This is a genomic window from Zhongshania guokunii, assembly GCF_040892635.1.
Lineage (GTDB): Bacteria > Pseudomonadota > Gammaproteobacteria > Pseudomonadales > Spongiibacteraceae > Spongiibacter > Spongiibacter guokunii.
Genome location: NZ_JBFRYA010000006.1, coordinates 76,062 through 92,091 on the forward strand (window position 1 = coordinate 76,062; position 16,030 = coordinate 92,091).

The following is a 16,030-nucleotide window of genomic DNA, read 5'->3' on the forward strand; positions in this document are numbered from 1 at the left end:
TATGTCAATGATCATTGACCGCCGCCTGAATGATCGCAATAAAAACGCCAGCAATCGCCAGCGTTTTATCAGGCGTTACAAGGCGCAGCTGCGCAGATCGGTCGCCGATATTGTCGCCGACCGCTCGATTACCGACATGTCTCGGGGCGGCGAAGTTGGTATTCCGGTTAAAGATATTTCCGAACCAAAGTTTCGCGTTGGTCGCGGTGGCGACCGCGAAATGGTACATCCCGGCAACAAGGAGTTCACTACCGGTGACCGTATCGCCAAGCCGCCTTCTGGTGGCGGTGGTGGTGGCTCTGGCAGTGGCGAAGGTCAGGGCGAGGAAGGTCAAGACAACTTTATGTTCACACTCTCTAAAGAAGAGTTTATGAACTTGTTTTTTGACGATCTTGAACTGCCCCGCTTGGCGCGTAATGTGCTCGGTGATTCAAAGCAGTTTACCTATCGTCGTGCGGGTTACACGCCAAGTGGGGTGCCAGCGAATTTGTCGGTGCCGCGCTCCCTGCAAAACGCCATGGCCAGACGCATCGCCCTGCGCGCACCGTTGAATCGTGAATTAGCCGAATTAAAAGCGGGAGCTGGCACTGCTGAAGATATTGAGGCACTGGAAAAGCGGATTGAGCGAATTCCATTTTTAGACGAATACGATCTGCGTTTTCGTCATCGCGTAAAAGAACCCAAGCCAATTAGCCGTGCAGTGATGTTTTGCTTAATGGACGTGTCGGCGTCGATGTCGGAACAGAAGAAGGACCTGGCCAAGCGCTTTTTCACCTTGCTTTATCTTTTTCTTAGCCGTAAATACGAACACGTCGAGCTGGTCTTTATTCGTCACACCTCCAATGCAGAGGAGGTCGATGAGCAGGCGTTTTTTCACGACCCCCAAACTGGCGGTACCGTGGTGATGTCGGCCTTGAATTTAATGATCGAAATCCTCGAAGATCGTTACTCGCCGAGTCAGTGGAATATCTACGGCGCGCAAGTTTCCGACGGCGATGCCTTCGGCAGTGACCCTCAGCGTAGCGCGATGCGCCTCAGCAAAGATATTCTGCCCCTGTGCAGGTATTTCGCCTACGTCGAAATTCCCGACAGCCCTAGCAGTATTACTCCGCTGGCGGCGGCGTATAGCCAAATTCGTGACGCCACCTTTGCCATGAGTACGGTGATGGATCGCGGGGATGTTTACCCAGTGTTGCGGGAGCTGTTTCAGAGGGAGACTGCATGAGGCCATTGAAAGACAGCGTGTTATCGCGGGGTGGCGACTGGGACTTTGAGCTGTTGCAGCGCTACGATAAAGAAATTGGCATTATCGCCAAAGAGTTTGGCCTAGATACCTACCCCAATCAGATCGAGGTGATTGCCTCGGAACAAATGCTCGACGCCTACGCGTCTGTGGGTTTGCCAATAAGCTACGCGCACTGGAGTTACGGCAAGGAGTTTATTCAAAACGAGGAAGCCTACCGGCGCGGCCAGCGTGGCTTAGCCTATGAGCTGGTGATTAACTCCGACCCCTGTATTGCCTATTTAATGGAAGATAACAGCATGCCCATGCAGGCGCTGGTAATTGCCCACGCTTGCTACGGACACAATTCCTTTTTTAAAGGTAATTACTTGTTTAAGCAGTGGACCAGCGCCGACGCCATTGTCGATTACATGGTATTTGCTCGAAAGTATATTTTTGAGTGCGAGCAGCGTTACGGCGAAGAGCGCGTAGAAGAGACCTTGGACGCCTGCCACGCCTTGATGGATCACGGCGTAGACCGCTTTCATCGGCCCTCGCCACTGTCGGCAGAGGATGAGCTCCAGCGCCAGCATGAGCGTGAAGAGCATGCCTGGAAACAGTACGACGATATTTGGCGCACTGTGCCACAAAAGCCCGATGACGGCGCAAGTGCAAAAAAGAAAAAGCGCGTATTCCCTCCGGAGCCCCAGGAAAACCTGCTGTATTTTATTGAAAAATACTCGCCGACACTTGAACCCTGGCAACGTGAAATTGTGCGCATAGTGCGCAAGCTGGCCCAGTATTTTTACCCCCAAGGTTTAACCAAGGTGATGAACGAGGGCTGGGCGACCTTTTGGCACTATACCTTACTCAACAGCATGTATGATCGCGGCTTGGTGGATGACGGCTTTATGTTCGAGATTCTGCAGTCGCACACCAACGTGGTGATGCAGCCTGGTTTTGATCACCCCGGCTATTCAGGCATAAATCCCTACGCTCTTGGTTTTGCAATGATGCGCGATATTCGACGCATTTGTGAGGAGCCAGATGACGAAGACCGCGAATGGTTTCCTGATATTGTTGGCAAGGACTGGCGCGAGGTACTGGATTTTGCCATGCGCAATTACAAAGATGAGTCTTTTATTGCTCAGTATTTATCCCCTAAGTTGATCCGTGAATTTCATTTGTTCGCCATTGCCGACGAGCACAAGGCTGATCATTTGCGGGTGGAGGCTATTCACAATGAAGAAGGCTACCGCGAGGTGCGCCGATTACTCTCCAAACAATACAATCGGGATGTCGTGGTACCCGATATTCAGATTGTTCGCTACGAACACATGGCCGACCGATCCTTGGTATTGCGTTATAACCGCTTGCGTCAGCGACCGCTTACTGACGATGCTGCGGAGGTTTTAAAGCATCTGAGTCGGCTGTGGGGTTTTACCGTTACCATGGAAATTTTCGAGGAGGGTAAGGGAGTCGTAGATAAGATCGAGGTGGCCCCAGCCGGAGCGTAGATGCTCGCTCGGCGAGGGCTGATTTATAAGACCAATTTACCTGCTCAGTTGCCCTCAAATTTTGCGATTGTTTTATTGAGAAAGGCATCTAAAGCGCGCTGATGGTCGGCGGTGTGATGGCACTGAGCTTGGACATCGGCGCATACATCGAGAAAATCCCCTAATTCCTGCCGCTGGGCGGCTTTCATAAGCCGTTTACTTAGTCGTAGTGCCTGCGGTGGCTTGCTGGCGTAAGACGCTGCATATCGCTCTGCGGTCGCCATTAAATCCTCTGCAGCCACGCACTCTAATAATAACCCCATGCTTAAGGCTTCGGCGCTGTCGATTATTCGGCCGCTAAAGGTGAGTTCGGCAGCGCGCTGGTAGCCTACAAGGCGCTGTAAGAACCACGCGCCGCCATCGCCGGGAATAATACCTAGGTTGATGAAGGTTTCACCGAAGCGAGTGTGCTCACAGCCTATGCGCAGATCAGACATGCTGCATAGATCAAAGCCTGCGCCAACTGCTGCGCCGTTAACTGCGGCAATGGTGACTATCTCAGCGCTGTGCATCGCACGCGAAATGCGTTGAATTCCGTTGCGGTAACTCTCGCTGATCTCAGCGGGCGTGCCGCCAAACATACCCTGCTTATCACGCATATCTTTAACGTTGCCGCCGGAGCTAAAGGCTTTACCTGCGCCGGTAATAATGAGACAGGAGATCGCCTTATTGGCATTGGCCCAGTCGAGGGTGGAGCATAGGTCGTCAATCAAGGTAGTGCCGGTCAATGCGTTGCGCAGGTCGTCGCGCTCAAAGCGCAAAATGGCATAGCCGTCTTTAACGGTAAGCGAGGCATCGTTGACTAGTGGTGTTTGAATCATAGTATTTTCCAAATTTAACCCAGTAATAGAGAGTGGTCATTTGATGATTGGCTTTCAGTATAGCAAAAGCGGGTGGGGTACAGAGGGGCAAGAGTTGAGGCTACTGGCGATAAATGTTTCTTGGCCCTGTTTTTGCTTTAACTTTATTGGTGGTCTTTAGGTCAGGTGTTTTCGGCGGATAAAGAGAATATTTTTGTGCATCTTTTTATTTGGTTTTTTACGTATCAAAAATACCTGTGTTACTAAAAGTATCTTGTTTTAGAATAAAAGGTGTAATCATGACCAAAGTATTTACAGACCAGCTTGCGGCCTTGCCCTTGTCTAAAGTGTTTATTAACGCAACTGGGGCTGGGATGTATATCGCCGCGATTGCTCTCGAAGGTCGTTTGCTGAATATCTACGAGGCTGATGACAAACCCTTAACCAGGTCGTCCTTAACTGCCATGCAACAGTGCTTGGCAGCTTGCGGCTGTCCTCCGCAATCTTTCATTATTAAGGTTGGCGCTGGCATCGAGTCGTTGTGTCAATTTGCAGAGCCCGATATGGGCAGGATTGTTCTTGCGATGTGAATATTGGTTACAAAATTGGACGGTGAATGGTTGCGGTCTATTATGGCCGTATCTGCGCTGAAGTGGGGCAGTGTTAAGGCCGTTAATGGCGCTAACCCATGGGAATGCATTGTTTTTTTATTGAAACTTTACGGTGCGAGCGACGGTGTTAACAGTTTAGTTAAAGCTGGGATTAACTAGAGATAGTCGAATTTATTTACATAAATGAAGGATAACTGTCGATACCGTAATCAGGTGATAATCGAGCTGGTCGCGTACTTTATACCAGATTACCTGGCATTACCGCCCCCAATATTGCGATCTCCTGCCCCATAGCTGATGTTAAGTGCCGGTAGGTTAAGATGGCGGCTTATTCTTTCAGCGACGAAACCTCAAGTACCGCGATTACGTACTGTCGATTGCGAAGCTTGAATTCAAAGTGACCGCTTACATTCAATACTAAGTCGAACTGGCGAGGACTCTGTGGCCCGAGTTGCAGCGTGGTGCCGTAGCCGCTGAGTTGTAACTCGTCGGTGATTGTCGCCTGGATGTAGAGCTGCAATTGATCGCCAAGCTGGGCGTGGATGACCGCTGGGCCGGCGCTAAGCCCTGACTCGTCTATGGTCCAGCTAGCTACATGGCTATTCAGGGGCTTTTCAAGGGCAGGCGGCGTTGATCGCAAAAACACAATGGCGTAGATAACAATGACAAAGGCGGTGAGTGAGTAGACCATTTTAGGTTGCGCCATAGCCGTATTCCCTGCTTTATCACGACAGATTGCTGTCGAGTGGGTGTTTGCTGGTGCAGGGGATTAGGTCTGCACCTGCTTGCTATTGTTAGATATAAAGCCGCGCTATGCTAGTATGCAAACTCAATTTTGTTAGTTATAGCTTGTTAAACCGGTCATCTCTTGAGTTCGTTAGGAAAGTCATACCTGTTTAGCGGCCTAGGGGGATTTCAGTCGCTGAATTGGTGGTGGCCTTCGTCGTTGTCTGCACTCAGGGTGCGGTAATAAAGTTGCAGCCTAGGTCGCGTCCATTTTCTGTCAAGTAGGCTGCTGTAATCGGATTTGTGCTAACGGCACCTCCTTACTGCCGTTTTATGCATATTTGCAGTCTGAAAGAAAGCCGGTCAGCTCGATAATTCTACCTACTGCATAAATGCTTAGTGCTGCTTTATGATAAGTACACAACAATTAAATAAAGGGAATATTGCGTGTTTGGAAATCTGCGGGAAATTGTGAAATCATTTAACTTAGGATTTTTAGCGATTGTACTGCTTATTTTTGCTGCCGTTACTATCGTAATGATTCCGGTCTCCGACCACAATGTTCGCAGTAATGAAGAGCGTCAATTACAAAGCCATTTGCGCAATTTAGTCGATGCCCGAAGCAAGGCGTTTATGGCGAGCATGGAGCGCTTAAAACGCGATACCCTGTTTTTGTCCGAAACACCGCCGGTATCCGCTATTATTCGGGCCCATGAAAACGGCGGCGTAGATCCCAAAGCCCAAGATACCACCGCGGAATGGGGTAATCGTCTCCAAGAAATATTCGCTGCTTACCTCGGAACCAACCCCAGTGTTCAACAAGTTCGCTATATTGGTGTTGCCAATAATGGCCAAGAGTTAGTGCGAGTTGACCGAGAAGGTGGGCACATTCTTGTTGTGGATGATTCTCTGCTACAGCAAAAGGCCGACCGTGATTATTTTGTTGAAATTTTGGGCCGGCGGCCGGGCGAAGTCTATGTGTCGCGTATTGATCTCAATCGCGAGCTTGGCGAAATTGAGGAGCCCTATGTTCCCACTTTACGACTGGCAACGTCTGTTACCGATTCCAATGGTGATGTTTTTGGTATGGTCGTTGTTAATGTTAATTTGGTGGATACCTTTAATGTTTTACAGGCAGATTTCGAGGAAGGTGAGCGCCTATATATATTAAATGCACGGGGTGATTTTTTACTACATCCCGACGCTAGTAAAACTTTTGGCTTTGAACTCGGAAAACCCTATCGCTGGGGCGATGAGTTTGCAGGCAGTCTTAGCAACGGAGTTTCGCAAATAAATCGCATTGCAGATGGTGAGTTTTTGCATTCAGCAGTACGCACCATCTATTACGATCAAGAAAATTTTATCAGCCTAGTTATTGCAGCTGATAATAGTGCGGTAGATCAAGTGGTGTTTGACTCCCGTCTGTATAACCTCGGTTTATTGTTTTGTTTGCTGATGTTGACCGTTGCCTTCTTGTATTTGGTTGCAATGAATCTGCGCCGCAAGGCGACACTGCAGGCGCAAAACTCCTCACTTGCCGCGATTGTCGCTGGATCGAATGACGCCATTATCAGTGAAACCTTAGATGGAGTTGTCAATAGTTGGAATCATGCCGCGGAGCAGATGTTTGGTTATAGCACTCAAGAGGCCGTGGGCAAAAAGCTAGGTAGTCTTATTGTACCAGAGGCGCTTGAGGGAGAAGCCTCAAAGCTGCGTCGGCGCGTTTCTAGTGGCGATACCATTCCCAATTTTGAAACCTTGCGTCGGCATTGTGATACTCGGGTGATCGATGTTTCGGTAACGGTGTCGCCGGTAAAGGGCTCAGATGGAAAGATTATTGCTGCTGCCAATATTATTCGGGATATTACCGAAGTGAAGGCGGCTCAGCGCCAATTGCTAGACCTAAATCAGAGTCTTGAGCTGCAAGTTGCGACACGCACCAAAGAGTTAGAGGCAGCTTCGGCATTGCAAGAGGCCATTTTTGAAAACGCCGGTTACGCGATTTTTGCCAATCGGCCTGACGGCATAATTACTCTTTTTAACCCCGCAGCAGAGAAAATGTTGGGCTATTCCGCAGAGGAGCTAGTTAACAAACAGTCTATGCAAATACTGTTTGTTAAAGACGAAATTGAAGCGGCGTTGGGCGAAATGGCAAAGCGCGAAGCTCAGCGTGGCACGAAAAAAATAACACAAGAAGTTAATTTTGAACGGGAGTGGGAATTTGTTCGCAAAGATGGGTCGCGACTTCCAGTACAGCTAAAAAGTAATACGCTTTACGACAAAGATAATAATGTTACTGGTTATATCGGTATAGCGAGAGATTTGACTAACCATAAAAAACAGCAAATAGAACTGGTTGATGCGAAGGCCAAAGCGGAAGAAGCGAGTAAAACCAAGAGCGAATTTTTGGCAAATATGAGCCATGAAATTCGTACTCCAATGAATGCCGTGCTGGGAATGCTGAATTTACTCAAATATACTGACATGACTGAGCGGCAGTTGGATTATGTAGCAAAAGCCAGCGGCGCAGCCGAAGCGCTATTGGGAATTATCAATGATATTTTAGACTTTTCAAAAATTGAAGCGGGAAAATTGTTACTGGATGTTCGCCCCTTTGCAATTGATGAAGTGCTGCGCGATATAGCAGTTATTCTAAGTATGAATGTCAGTGAGAAAAATGTTGAAATTTTATTCAATATAGATTCTTCCGTTCCCAAGTTAATGCTTGGCGATTCTTTACGGATTAAACAAATTCTAATTAACCTCGCCGGCAATGCGGTTAAATTTACCGATCATGGAGAGGTGATGTTGTCGGTGTTTGTGCAGCATGAGCGCGGCCAGCGTTTAGTCTTGGGCTTTAAAGTAAGCGACACTGGCATTGGTATGTCGCCAGAACAGCAAAAACGGGTTTTTGAGTCATTTACCCAAGCAGAGGCGGCAACTACTAGGCGCTTTGGCGGCACTGGCTTGGGCTTGGTTATCTGTCAGCGCCTTATTCGTATGATGGGCGGCGAGCTAGAGGTTGAAAGCGAAGAGGGTAAGGGTAGTATTTTTTCGTTTTCACTTATTGCCGAAAAGGCTAGCGAGGAGCAGCTCGGCGAAGTTAAGCGCCGAGAATTGTCGCCCGAGTTAAAGAATATGCGCATATTGGTGATAGATGACAATGCCAATGCGCGGCAGATTATTGGCAGTATCTGTCAATCATTGGGTTGGGATGTTGAAGAGGCGCCCAGTGGCGAGCTTGGCTTGGCGAAAATTCAAAAGAGTATTACTGAAGAAAATCCCTATGACATCGCGTTTATCGATTGGATGATGCCACGCCTAGATGGTTGGCAGACGGCTAAGGCAATTCGTGAGATTGAGACCGAGCTTCCTCTACCGCGACTGATTATGGTTACCGCCCACGCGAAAGAGGTATTTGCTCAGCGAGTCGACGCTAGTAATGTACCGCTAGATGGCTTTTTGATGAAGCCAGTGACTGCCTCGGATATTTACAATGCCATAGCTCAATCTTTTGCAGATAAGGATTCGCGGCTGCAAGCTGTTACTCAGCAAGGGCAGACCGCGAAGGACGGCTTAGTGGGAATGAGAATACTGCTGGTTGAAGATAATATTACTAATCAGCAGGTAGCACGGGAATTACTGGCGATCGAAGGCGCGGAGGTAGTGGTGGCGGATAATGGGCTGATCGCGCTGGATTGTATTCGCGATGTTACGGCTCCTTTCGATGTGATATTGATGGATTTGCAAATGCCGGTGATGGATGGCTACACCGCGACCAAAGAGATTCGCAATACTTTAAAGCTTAGCGATTTGCCAATAGTGGCGATGACTGCTAACGCCATGCCAGCCGATCGAGCGGCTTGTTTAGCGGCGGGCATGAATGACCATATTGGTAAGCCGTTTGATCTTGGCGAGTTGGTTGTTGTCTTGCAAAAGGTATGTGGTCGCGAGCAAAGCACGGCGACTATCGCTGAGCCTAAAGTGGATATTGTGGCATTGCCGGAACCGCCTGAGGGCTTTTCTTTTAAAGAAGCGCTACTGCGAATGGGTAATAATCGCGCTCTGTACGCCAGTCAAGCGCGGATGTTTGCCAGCCGCCACGATCAGGATGTGAGTAAAATACGTGCTTTACTGCAGAGCGGCAGTCGGCCGGCTGCCGCGAGAGAGCTACATACTCTGCGAGGGGTATCTGCCACCTTGGGCGCTCAGGCTTTGGCGGCTTGTTTGTCGCAAGCTGAAGCCGCGGCCAAGGGCGTCGCTGAACTTGTTGATATTGAGGAGATGTTGGCGACAGCCGACGTTTTGCTGCAGCATGCCTGTATGGTTATGTTAGAGCTTGCCGATGCGCTTGCGCCGCCGACAGTGAGTGGGGAGCCTAGTATTGGCGGCAATGCAGAAGATAAAGACCAAGGCCTTGTCATCGATGCGGAGCTTAGCGCTAAATTGGATGAACTGGCGGCCTTGCTGAAAGACAGCAATATGCGAGCGCTGGACCTGTTTGCGGAATTAAATAGCTTTTTTACGGCCCAAAGTGATGCGGCTGCCGATGTGCAGAACGCAATGGCTGGGCTCGATTTCAGTGGCGCTTATGCCGCGCTTAGTAAGTTGAGGGACGATGCAGAATAAACTCGGATGTTTATATGGTATTACACATAAACAACTCTTGGACCTTGAAAATGACAGATATTAAGGCTTTGTTTTCGTCGGAATGGATGCCTGAGGCATTGATTCCTGCGCGGCCGCGACTACTTATTGTTGATGATCAGCCGGTTAACATCCAAGTTCTTTATCAAATATTTGGTAAAGACAGCGAGGTTTTTATGGCGACCAGTGGCCAGCAGGCGCTGGAAGTTTGCCGGCAAAAGTCACCAGATTTAATCTTGCTAGACGTGGTAATGCCAGAAATGGACGGTATTGAGGTTTGTACGCAACTTAAAGCTGACCCAGAAACTCACAATATCCCTGTGATTTTTGTCACCTCGCAAGATAGCCCTGAGGAGGAAACTAAGGGGCTAGAAGTGGGGGCGGTAGATTTCATCACCAAACCGGTAAATCCGGCGGTAGTTAGAGCGCGGGTGAAAACCCATTTAACGCTTAAAGTTCAGGCGGATGCCCTGCGGACATTAGCCTCGATAGACGGTTTAACGCGTATCCCCAATCGCCGTTTGTTTGATGACCGTTTAGCGGGGGAGTGGCGTGCGTGTCGGCGAGCTAATACTCAATTGTCAATTATCATGATCGATGTTGATCATTTCAAAAAATACAATGATCACTACGGGCATCTAGAGGGCGATACTTGTCTAAAAGAGGTTGCGAATGTTCTACGTGATGCTAATTGGCGTGGCCGGGACTTAGCCGCGCGCTACGGTGGTGAAGAGTTTGTATGCTTGTTGCCAGAAACCGATTTAGATGGCGCGCTAACTAAGGCTGAGAGTTTACGCACTGCGCTTGAAAATTTGGCTCTGCCCCACGCGGCATCCACAAATGCGTCTTGTGTCACCATTAGTGTTGGGGTCGCGACGATTTATCCTAAGGCGGAAGATGGTGTGGCCGCGTTGTTGGGCGCTGCAGATGAGCAATTGTATAAAGCCAAACAGGGCGGCAGAAATCGGGTTGAGGGCTGTGATTTAGGCTGATAAATTGGCGCCGGTGATCTCAGTGGGCCGACCAAAGTAAAAGCCTTGAAAGTAATTTATTCCCATCGCGAGGCAGGCATCGGCCACTTCTTTGGTTTCGATGCCTTCTGCCAATGTTGCAATCCCCATATCTTGAACCATCATATTAAGAGAGCTTAGTAAGCGCTTGTGGCTAGAGTCTTTGGTGGCTACGTTTTTAACAAGACATATATCAAATTTGAGGATGTCGGGAGGGACTTCGGCTAATTCCAGTAGGCGCGTCTGTCCAGCGCCAAAGTCATCATAGGCGAGGCGAATATTTAAGTCGGTTAGTCCTGCGCGAATCCGTTTCATAAGTTTGAGGTCCGTTACCGCAGTTTCATGCACCTCAAAAACGAGATGTAAATCTGGGTAGCAGCGCCGCAGGTGATGTAAGCCTGCAAATAATTTATCTGGGGTTTGGCACTCCTGTGGATGACAGTTAAAAAATAGAGGTGTATTGATGTTGGCGGCGCTGGCCATGGCAAAACTGCGCTGCCGAAATAGTTCACTTAAGGCGAATTCCTTCGACATTTGTTCTGCGATCATAAAGAGTTCAAAGGGGTTCTCATTTAAATTGGGATGGCGACCACGCCCCAGTAATTCGTGACCATACAGATCGCCATGCTGGTCCATAATGCACTGTTGGTAGGTGGTGACGAGCTCGCGGTCTAATAATTCGAGAAACTCTCGCCCGCGAATCGGGTAGTTGTGCGTTAAGGCTTGGTGGTTAATTCGAGTGCGATCGTCTGCGCAGTTATCGTCAAGCTTCGGGGCTTGCTTTAGACAATATTCTACGCCGGCAAAATGAACTACATCACCTTTGTGTAAGGCTGCAGTCTCGCTGACGCGTTGATGGTTAATGAAACTGCCATTAGTGCTGCCAAGGTCGGTGAGCGTTAATGTGTCGTCGACCCACTCAATACGCGCGTGACGTCGCGAAAGTGCCGAGTTATTGATCGTAAAATCGCAATCTGCACTGCGACCAATCGTAATTGGCAAGGTGTGAAGTGTTATCTGCTGAGGGATATCCATGCTTCTGCTGAAGCTTTCTAAATAATAGTGACTATCCATGACACGCTATTTCGCACTCCTGACTCAGCGAACCTGATATTGAGCTGACAGCTAAATATACCGGATCTGCGACTTGAGGTCATTCCCTTATTGCTTCGTTAAATATTGCCGTTTCGCGCCTTACTTGAACTGATTTAATTCACTAATTTTAATTTGATGGCCTACTTAATAACGTACTTAAAACGGGCAGGGGCATTGTACGGTCATTCTCTGCCTAGAAACAGGATGTTCGAAACTTAAACTGTCGGCGTGCAGAAGCAGGCGCTCAGCGAGCGCGTGAGTCTGCGGGCTGCCGTAAAGGTCGCAGCCCAATATTGGGTGACCAAACTCACGGCTGTGAATGCGAAGCTGGTGGGTCCTGCCTGTGCTTGGCGTAAAGGCAACACGAGTGCGGGACGGGTTTTGCAGGTGGTTAATAACTTGATAGCGGCTAGCGGCGTATTTGCCTTCATCGGCACAAATTTTTTGCAGAGGAAAGTTCGCCTTATCTTTGGCAATGGGGGCGACTATTTCCCCCGAGTCATTTGCCACCGTCCCCATCAGTATACTGATATAGGTTTTGGCCACCGTTCGGTTTTGAAATTGCCGGGTGAGCTCGGCGTTCACCACCTTGCTTAGGGCCACGAGCATAATACCTGAGGTGCCAAAATCGAGGCGATGTGCCAATGTTGCTTGGGGGTAGCTCTGCACTAAACGAAAATGCACTGAGTCTTTGTTGAGGGGGTTTTTGCCAGATAGGCTTAATAGCCCGCTGGGCTTGTTGATGAGGAGGATGTGTTCATCCTGAAACAGCAGGCTTATCTGTTCGTGGCAGGCTGGGGCAATGAAGTCATCTCCTGAATTGTTCATCTTGCTTTAACTCGCCGAAGTTTGTGAGCGCTGCTCGAAGCTGAAATACAATTTAAAGGCGCAGTATACCGAATCTATCCCTAATCACCGTATTTTGTGTGGCACTGAGGAACTAAGCTTTTATCGCGAACAAAAGCTGTTAATTGTGGCGTTGTAAACGCATAGCTAAATTTGCGTAGGGCTTGATATGATGGCGAAGGCATCGGCGAAAGTTGGAGTAAGGCTTTACAGCCTACTTTGGAGTTGCAGCAAAGGTGTCATTTACAAGGATTTTAGACGTGTATCGGGTCATTTTACGGGGATGTTGTTATGAATAAAAAAATGGGTCTAGCGAGTGTGGTGCTGGCGGCGGCAATGCCGCTGGCAAGTATGGCAGAGCCTGGAACAATCTACGTAAGCGGTCAGTTTGGTAAGACTAGTTACGATTTGGGTAGTAGCTCGCCCAATGTCGATGACGAAGACAATGGCTATAGCATGGGTATTGGCGTGCGGATGGGGCCAAATGTGTCGGTAGAGGGGGGGTATGTTGATTTGGGTGAGGTGTCCGGTAGCAATGACTCAGTAGAGACTGGCGGCGCGTTTGCCGGTTTGGGCCTGTTTATTCCGCTGCAGCCCGGTTTTGAATTAACTGGCCGAGTCGGTTTAATTGCATGGGATCGCGACACTAAAATAAGCATTGGCGGCGTATCGAGCAGCGAAAGTGAAGATGGCACTGACCTTTACTACGGTATTGGCGCTGCGTTCCAAGTCAGCCGTGAACTGCACTTAACTGTTGGTTTTGACCGCTACGATATCGACGATACCGATGTAGATATGCTGTCTTTGGGCGCTAAATTCTATTTTGCCCTGTAATAACGTTTAATAGGCGCGATAAGAAAAGCAGCGGCTACGCTGAGCTGCTTTTCTTTCGTTCTCACCCCTCTTAGCTCAGGCGCGCAGCTTGTTGCAGGGTCCCCGGTGCGCATCTTAAGTAGGATGCATCGGCCAATTCAGCGCTATTACCCCAAAAATATACTATGCTCGAGATATTCACCTAGGATTGGCGCTATCTCGTCTTATTGTGGTGGCATGCTGATTGTTATTTATTTCTTTATTTTTCAATGACTAAGCTACGTAATGAGCTTGCTGTCGGTCGGTAAGTACATCCCCCAGTTACTGCTGTGCTTTTAAGCCGTTTACACTAGCTTATGAAATAATAAGTCTCTGCTTATCAGGAGATAGAATGAAGGGTCAGGATGCAGTAAATGATTTACTGTCGCGTACTAAGGCTATTGTTGAAACGATCGTTGATGGTGTGATTACCATCAGTGATCGGGGTTTAATTGAAACGGTTAACCCAGCTGCAGAAAACATATTTGGCTACCGCTTAGATGAGCTGTCTGGTCGAAATGTCTCTATGTTAATGCCAAACCCCTACCGCAAAGAGCATGATGGCTATCTTAATAATTACCTTAATACCGGTGAGAAGAAAATTATTGGTATTGGTCGCGAAGTAACTGGTCTGCGCAAAGACGGTACGACCTTTCCATTAGAACTGGCTATTAGTGAAATGGAAGTTAACGGCCAGCGTATGTTTACCGGTATTGTGCGGGATATTTCCCAGCGTAAAGTGACCGAAGACAAATTGCGTGAACTGTTTTCACGCACTAAGGCGATTCTAGACACCATTGTTGATGGCGTGATTACCATCAGTGATCGGGGCAGGATAGAAACAGTTAACCCCGCTGCCGAAAAGATTTTTGGTTATCGTTTAGAAGAGCTTAGTGGCCGTAATGTATCGATGCTTATGCCCGCGCCGTACCAGCATGAACACGATCAATATTTAGCAAATTATTTGGATACCGGAGAAAAGAAAATCATTGGTATCGGCCGTGAAGTTACTGGCCGACGCAAAGATGGTTCGACCTTTCCGTTGGAATTGGCGATTAGCGAAATGGAAGTCAATGGCCAGCGCATGTTTACTGGTATTGTCCGCGATATTTCTGAGCGCAAGGAGACCGAAGAGAAGCTGCGCGAAGCAATGCGCCGCGTGCATGAACAGCGAATTAAAGACGAGTTTATCGCCACGGTGAGTCATGAGCTGCGCACCCCGCTGACGTCGATTAAGGCCTCCTTGGAATTGATTATTGGGCATGCAGTTGCGGAGGGCTCGGATCAGGAAAAGATGCTGATTAGCATCGCTCATAAAAACAGCGACCGCTTGTTACTGCTGATAAATGATATTCTGGATATATCAAAGATCGAATCTGAAAAAATGAAGTTAAACCTGAGGCGAGTATCGGTACGCTCCTTTTTGGAAACCGCTATATCGGATAATCAGGCCTATGCTGAAAAGCATCATGTAAAGTATAGCTTGCTTAGCTGTCCTAAAAGCCTACATATCCATGTGGACCCTGATCGGTTGATGCAAGTAATGAGTAATTTAATGTCGAATGCTGCTAAATTTTCTCATCAGGACTCGCTAATCGAGGTAGAGGCAGGGCAAAGGGGGGATAATGTTCGTATTACGGTACGTGATAAGGGGCCGGGGATTCCCTTAGACTTTCAGAGTAGGGTGTTTGAAAAGTTTACGCAGGCAGATACCTCGGATAAACGGCAGATGAGCGGCACCGGCTTGGGGCTCCATATTTCAAAATCGATTGTTGAGCGGCATCATGGCGAACTCTCCTTTAAGTCGGTCATCGGCGAGGGCACTGAGTTCTATATTGATCTTAAACAGCAATTGCAACGACAGGGAAACCAGTGATGAATAGCGTAGCGGCACTGGAAAAAATCTTATATATCGAGGACGAACCAGATATTCGCCTAGTCGCTGAAATTGCTCTGCGTCAGGTTGGGCAATTAGATGTTGTTACCTGTGCGAGCGGCGAAGAGGGCTTGGCGGTAATTCATGAGGTCATGCCCCAGTTGATTATTTTGGACGTCATGATGCCTGGTATGGATGGGCCACAAATCCTCAGCAAGCTCCGAGCAATGCCGGAATTTATGCTGACGCCAGTGATTTTTATTACCGCTAAGGTCCAGCCCGACGAAGTTGAACAATTTAAGCAGCTCGGCGCAGTCGATGTGATTACCAAGCCGTTTAATCCTATGACCTTGGCGCAGGACGTGCGCGCCATATGGGCGACGTGTCATGAATAAAGACGAGTCTAGTGGGAGCGCTAGCGTGGATTCACAATTACTTGAACTTCAAAAGGAGTATGTTGCTAGTTTGCCAGCACGCCTTGTGCCGGTTATGGCAAGTTGGCAGTGCTGTGTCGATAGTAATTATGCCGCAGATTTGCTGCAAGAGGTCTACCGCGCTGTGCACGCGATTGCAGGTACCTCAAGCATGCTCAACGTCACGCCCGTTAATGAGTTAAGTAACAAGGCCCAGGAGTTAATACACGGACTGATGGCGGCCGACGATATGGATGCGGAGCGCTTGCTTGACCTCGGTAAAACCCTAAAAACACTGGAATCGGTAATACTGGCTGGCAAGGTTAAGGCGCCACCTATCAATTTACACGGCTAATTAGGCCGCTCGCCCATCACT

At 48.6% G+C, this 16,030-nt stretch carries 13 protein-coding genes; 9 read left to right on the plus strand and 4 right to left on the minus strand.

Going from position 1 to position 16,030, the window contains the following annotated elements:
• Position 1 precedes the first annotated feature (1 nt).
• Together AB4876_RS08390 and AB4876_RS08395 are read left to right on the plus strand one after the other, a co-directional pair.
• The gene (locus AB4876_RS08390) at positions 2-1,225 is read left to right on the plus strand and encodes a YeaH/YhbH family protein (protein WP_368381193.1); all 1,224 of its coding nucleotides are present in this window, start codon (positions 2-4) and stop codon (positions 1,223-1,225) included.
• Positions 1,222-2,739 carry a SpoVR family protein gene (locus AB4876_RS08395; RefSeq protein ID WP_368381194.1) on the plus strand — a complete coding sequence of 506 codons (1,518 nt, stop codon included), beginning with the start codon at positions 1,222-1,224 and terminating at the stop codon, positions 2,737-2,739. The genes AB4876_RS08390 and AB4876_RS08395 overlap by 4 nt, the downstream gene beginning before the upstream one ends.
• A gap of 44 nt (positions 2,740-2,783) precedes the next feature.
• On the opposite strand, the gene AB4876_RS08400 is transcribed toward AB4876_RS08395, so the two are convergent.
• Positions 2,784-3,599: an enoyl-CoA hydratase-related protein gene (locus tag AB4876_RS08400; protein ID WP_368381195.1), complete on the minus strand. Its 816-nt coding sequence runs from the start codon at positions 3,597-3,599 to the stop codon at positions 2,784-2,786.
• 278 nt (positions 3,600-3,877) lie between these two features.
• Between AB4876_RS08400 and AB4876_RS08405 the strand changes: the two genes are divergently transcribed.
• On the plus strand, positions 3,878-4,168 hold the full coding sequence (locus tag AB4876_RS08405; protein WP_368381196.1) for a DUF6482 family protein: 291 nt from the start codon (positions 3,878-3,880) through the stop codon (positions 4,166-4,168).
• A 349-nt stretch (positions 4,169-4,517) separates the two neighbouring features.
• Here the strand turns inward: AB4876_RS08405 and AB4876_RS08410 are convergent, their stop codons facing one another.
• On the minus strand, positions 4,518-4,895 hold the full coding sequence (locus tag AB4876_RS08410) for a hypothetical protein (RefSeq protein ID WP_368381197.1): 378 nt from the start codon (positions 4,893-4,895) through the stop codon (positions 4,518-4,520).
• Positions 4,896-5,362: 467 nt separating this feature from the next.
• Between AB4876_RS08410 and AB4876_RS08415 the strand changes: the two genes are divergently transcribed.
• Complete coding sequence (locus AB4876_RS08415) at positions 5,363-9,544, plus strand: response regulator (protein ID WP_368381198.1); 4,182 nt, start codon at positions 5,363-5,365, stop codon at positions 9,542-9,544.
• 50 nt (positions 9,545-9,594) lie between these two features.
• Positions 9,595-10,554 (plus strand): diguanylate cyclase, encoded by a 960-nt coding sequence (locus tag AB4876_RS08420; protein WP_368381200.1) that lies wholly within the window; start codon positions 9,595-9,597, stop codon positions 10,552-10,554.
• Here the strand turns inward: AB4876_RS08420 and AB4876_RS08425 are convergent.
• Together AB4876_RS08425 and AB4876_RS08430 are read right to left on the minus strand one after the other, a co-directional pair.
• Positions 10,546-11,646, minus strand: coding sequence for an EAL domain-containing protein (locus tag AB4876_RS08425; protein WP_368381201.1), 1,101 nt, complete (start codon positions 11,644-11,646; stop codon positions 10,546-10,548). The genes AB4876_RS08420 and AB4876_RS08425 overlap by 9 nt on opposite strands.
• Positions 11,647-11,823: 177 nt before the next feature.
• On the minus strand, positions 11,824-12,495 hold the full coding sequence (locus AB4876_RS08430; protein WP_368381202.1) for a pseudouridine synthase: 672 nt from the start codon (positions 12,493-12,495) through the stop codon (positions 11,824-11,826).
• A 309-nt stretch (positions 12,496-12,804) separates the two neighbouring features.
• On the opposite strand from AB4876_RS08430, the gene AB4876_RS08435 reads away from it, so the two are divergent.
• From AB4876_RS08435 to AB4876_RS08450, 4 genes are all read left to right on the plus strand, one after another.
• Positions 12,805-13,347 (plus strand): outer membrane beta-barrel protein, encoded by a 543-nt coding sequence (locus AB4876_RS08435; protein WP_368381203.1) that lies wholly within the window; start codon positions 12,805-12,807, stop codon positions 13,345-13,347.
• A 370-nt stretch (positions 13,348-13,717) separates the two neighbouring features.
• Complete coding sequence (locus AB4876_RS08440; protein WP_368381204.1) at positions 13,718-15,241, plus strand: PAS domain S-box protein; 1,524 nt, start codon at positions 13,718-13,720, stop codon at positions 15,239-15,241.
• Positions 15,241-15,636 (plus strand): response regulator, encoded by a 396-nt coding sequence (locus AB4876_RS08445; protein ID WP_368381205.1) that lies wholly within the window; start codon positions 15,241-15,243, stop codon positions 15,634-15,636. Before AB4876_RS08440 ends, AB4876_RS08445 begins: the two co-directional genes overlap by 1 nt.
• Positions 15,629-16,009 (plus strand): Hpt domain-containing protein, encoded by a 381-nt coding sequence (locus tag AB4876_RS08450; RefSeq protein WP_368381206.1) that lies wholly within the window; start codon positions 15,629-15,631, stop codon positions 16,007-16,009. The genes AB4876_RS08445 and AB4876_RS08450 overlap by 8 nt, the downstream gene beginning before the upstream one ends.
• Positions 16,010-16,030: the final 21 nt, after the last annotated feature.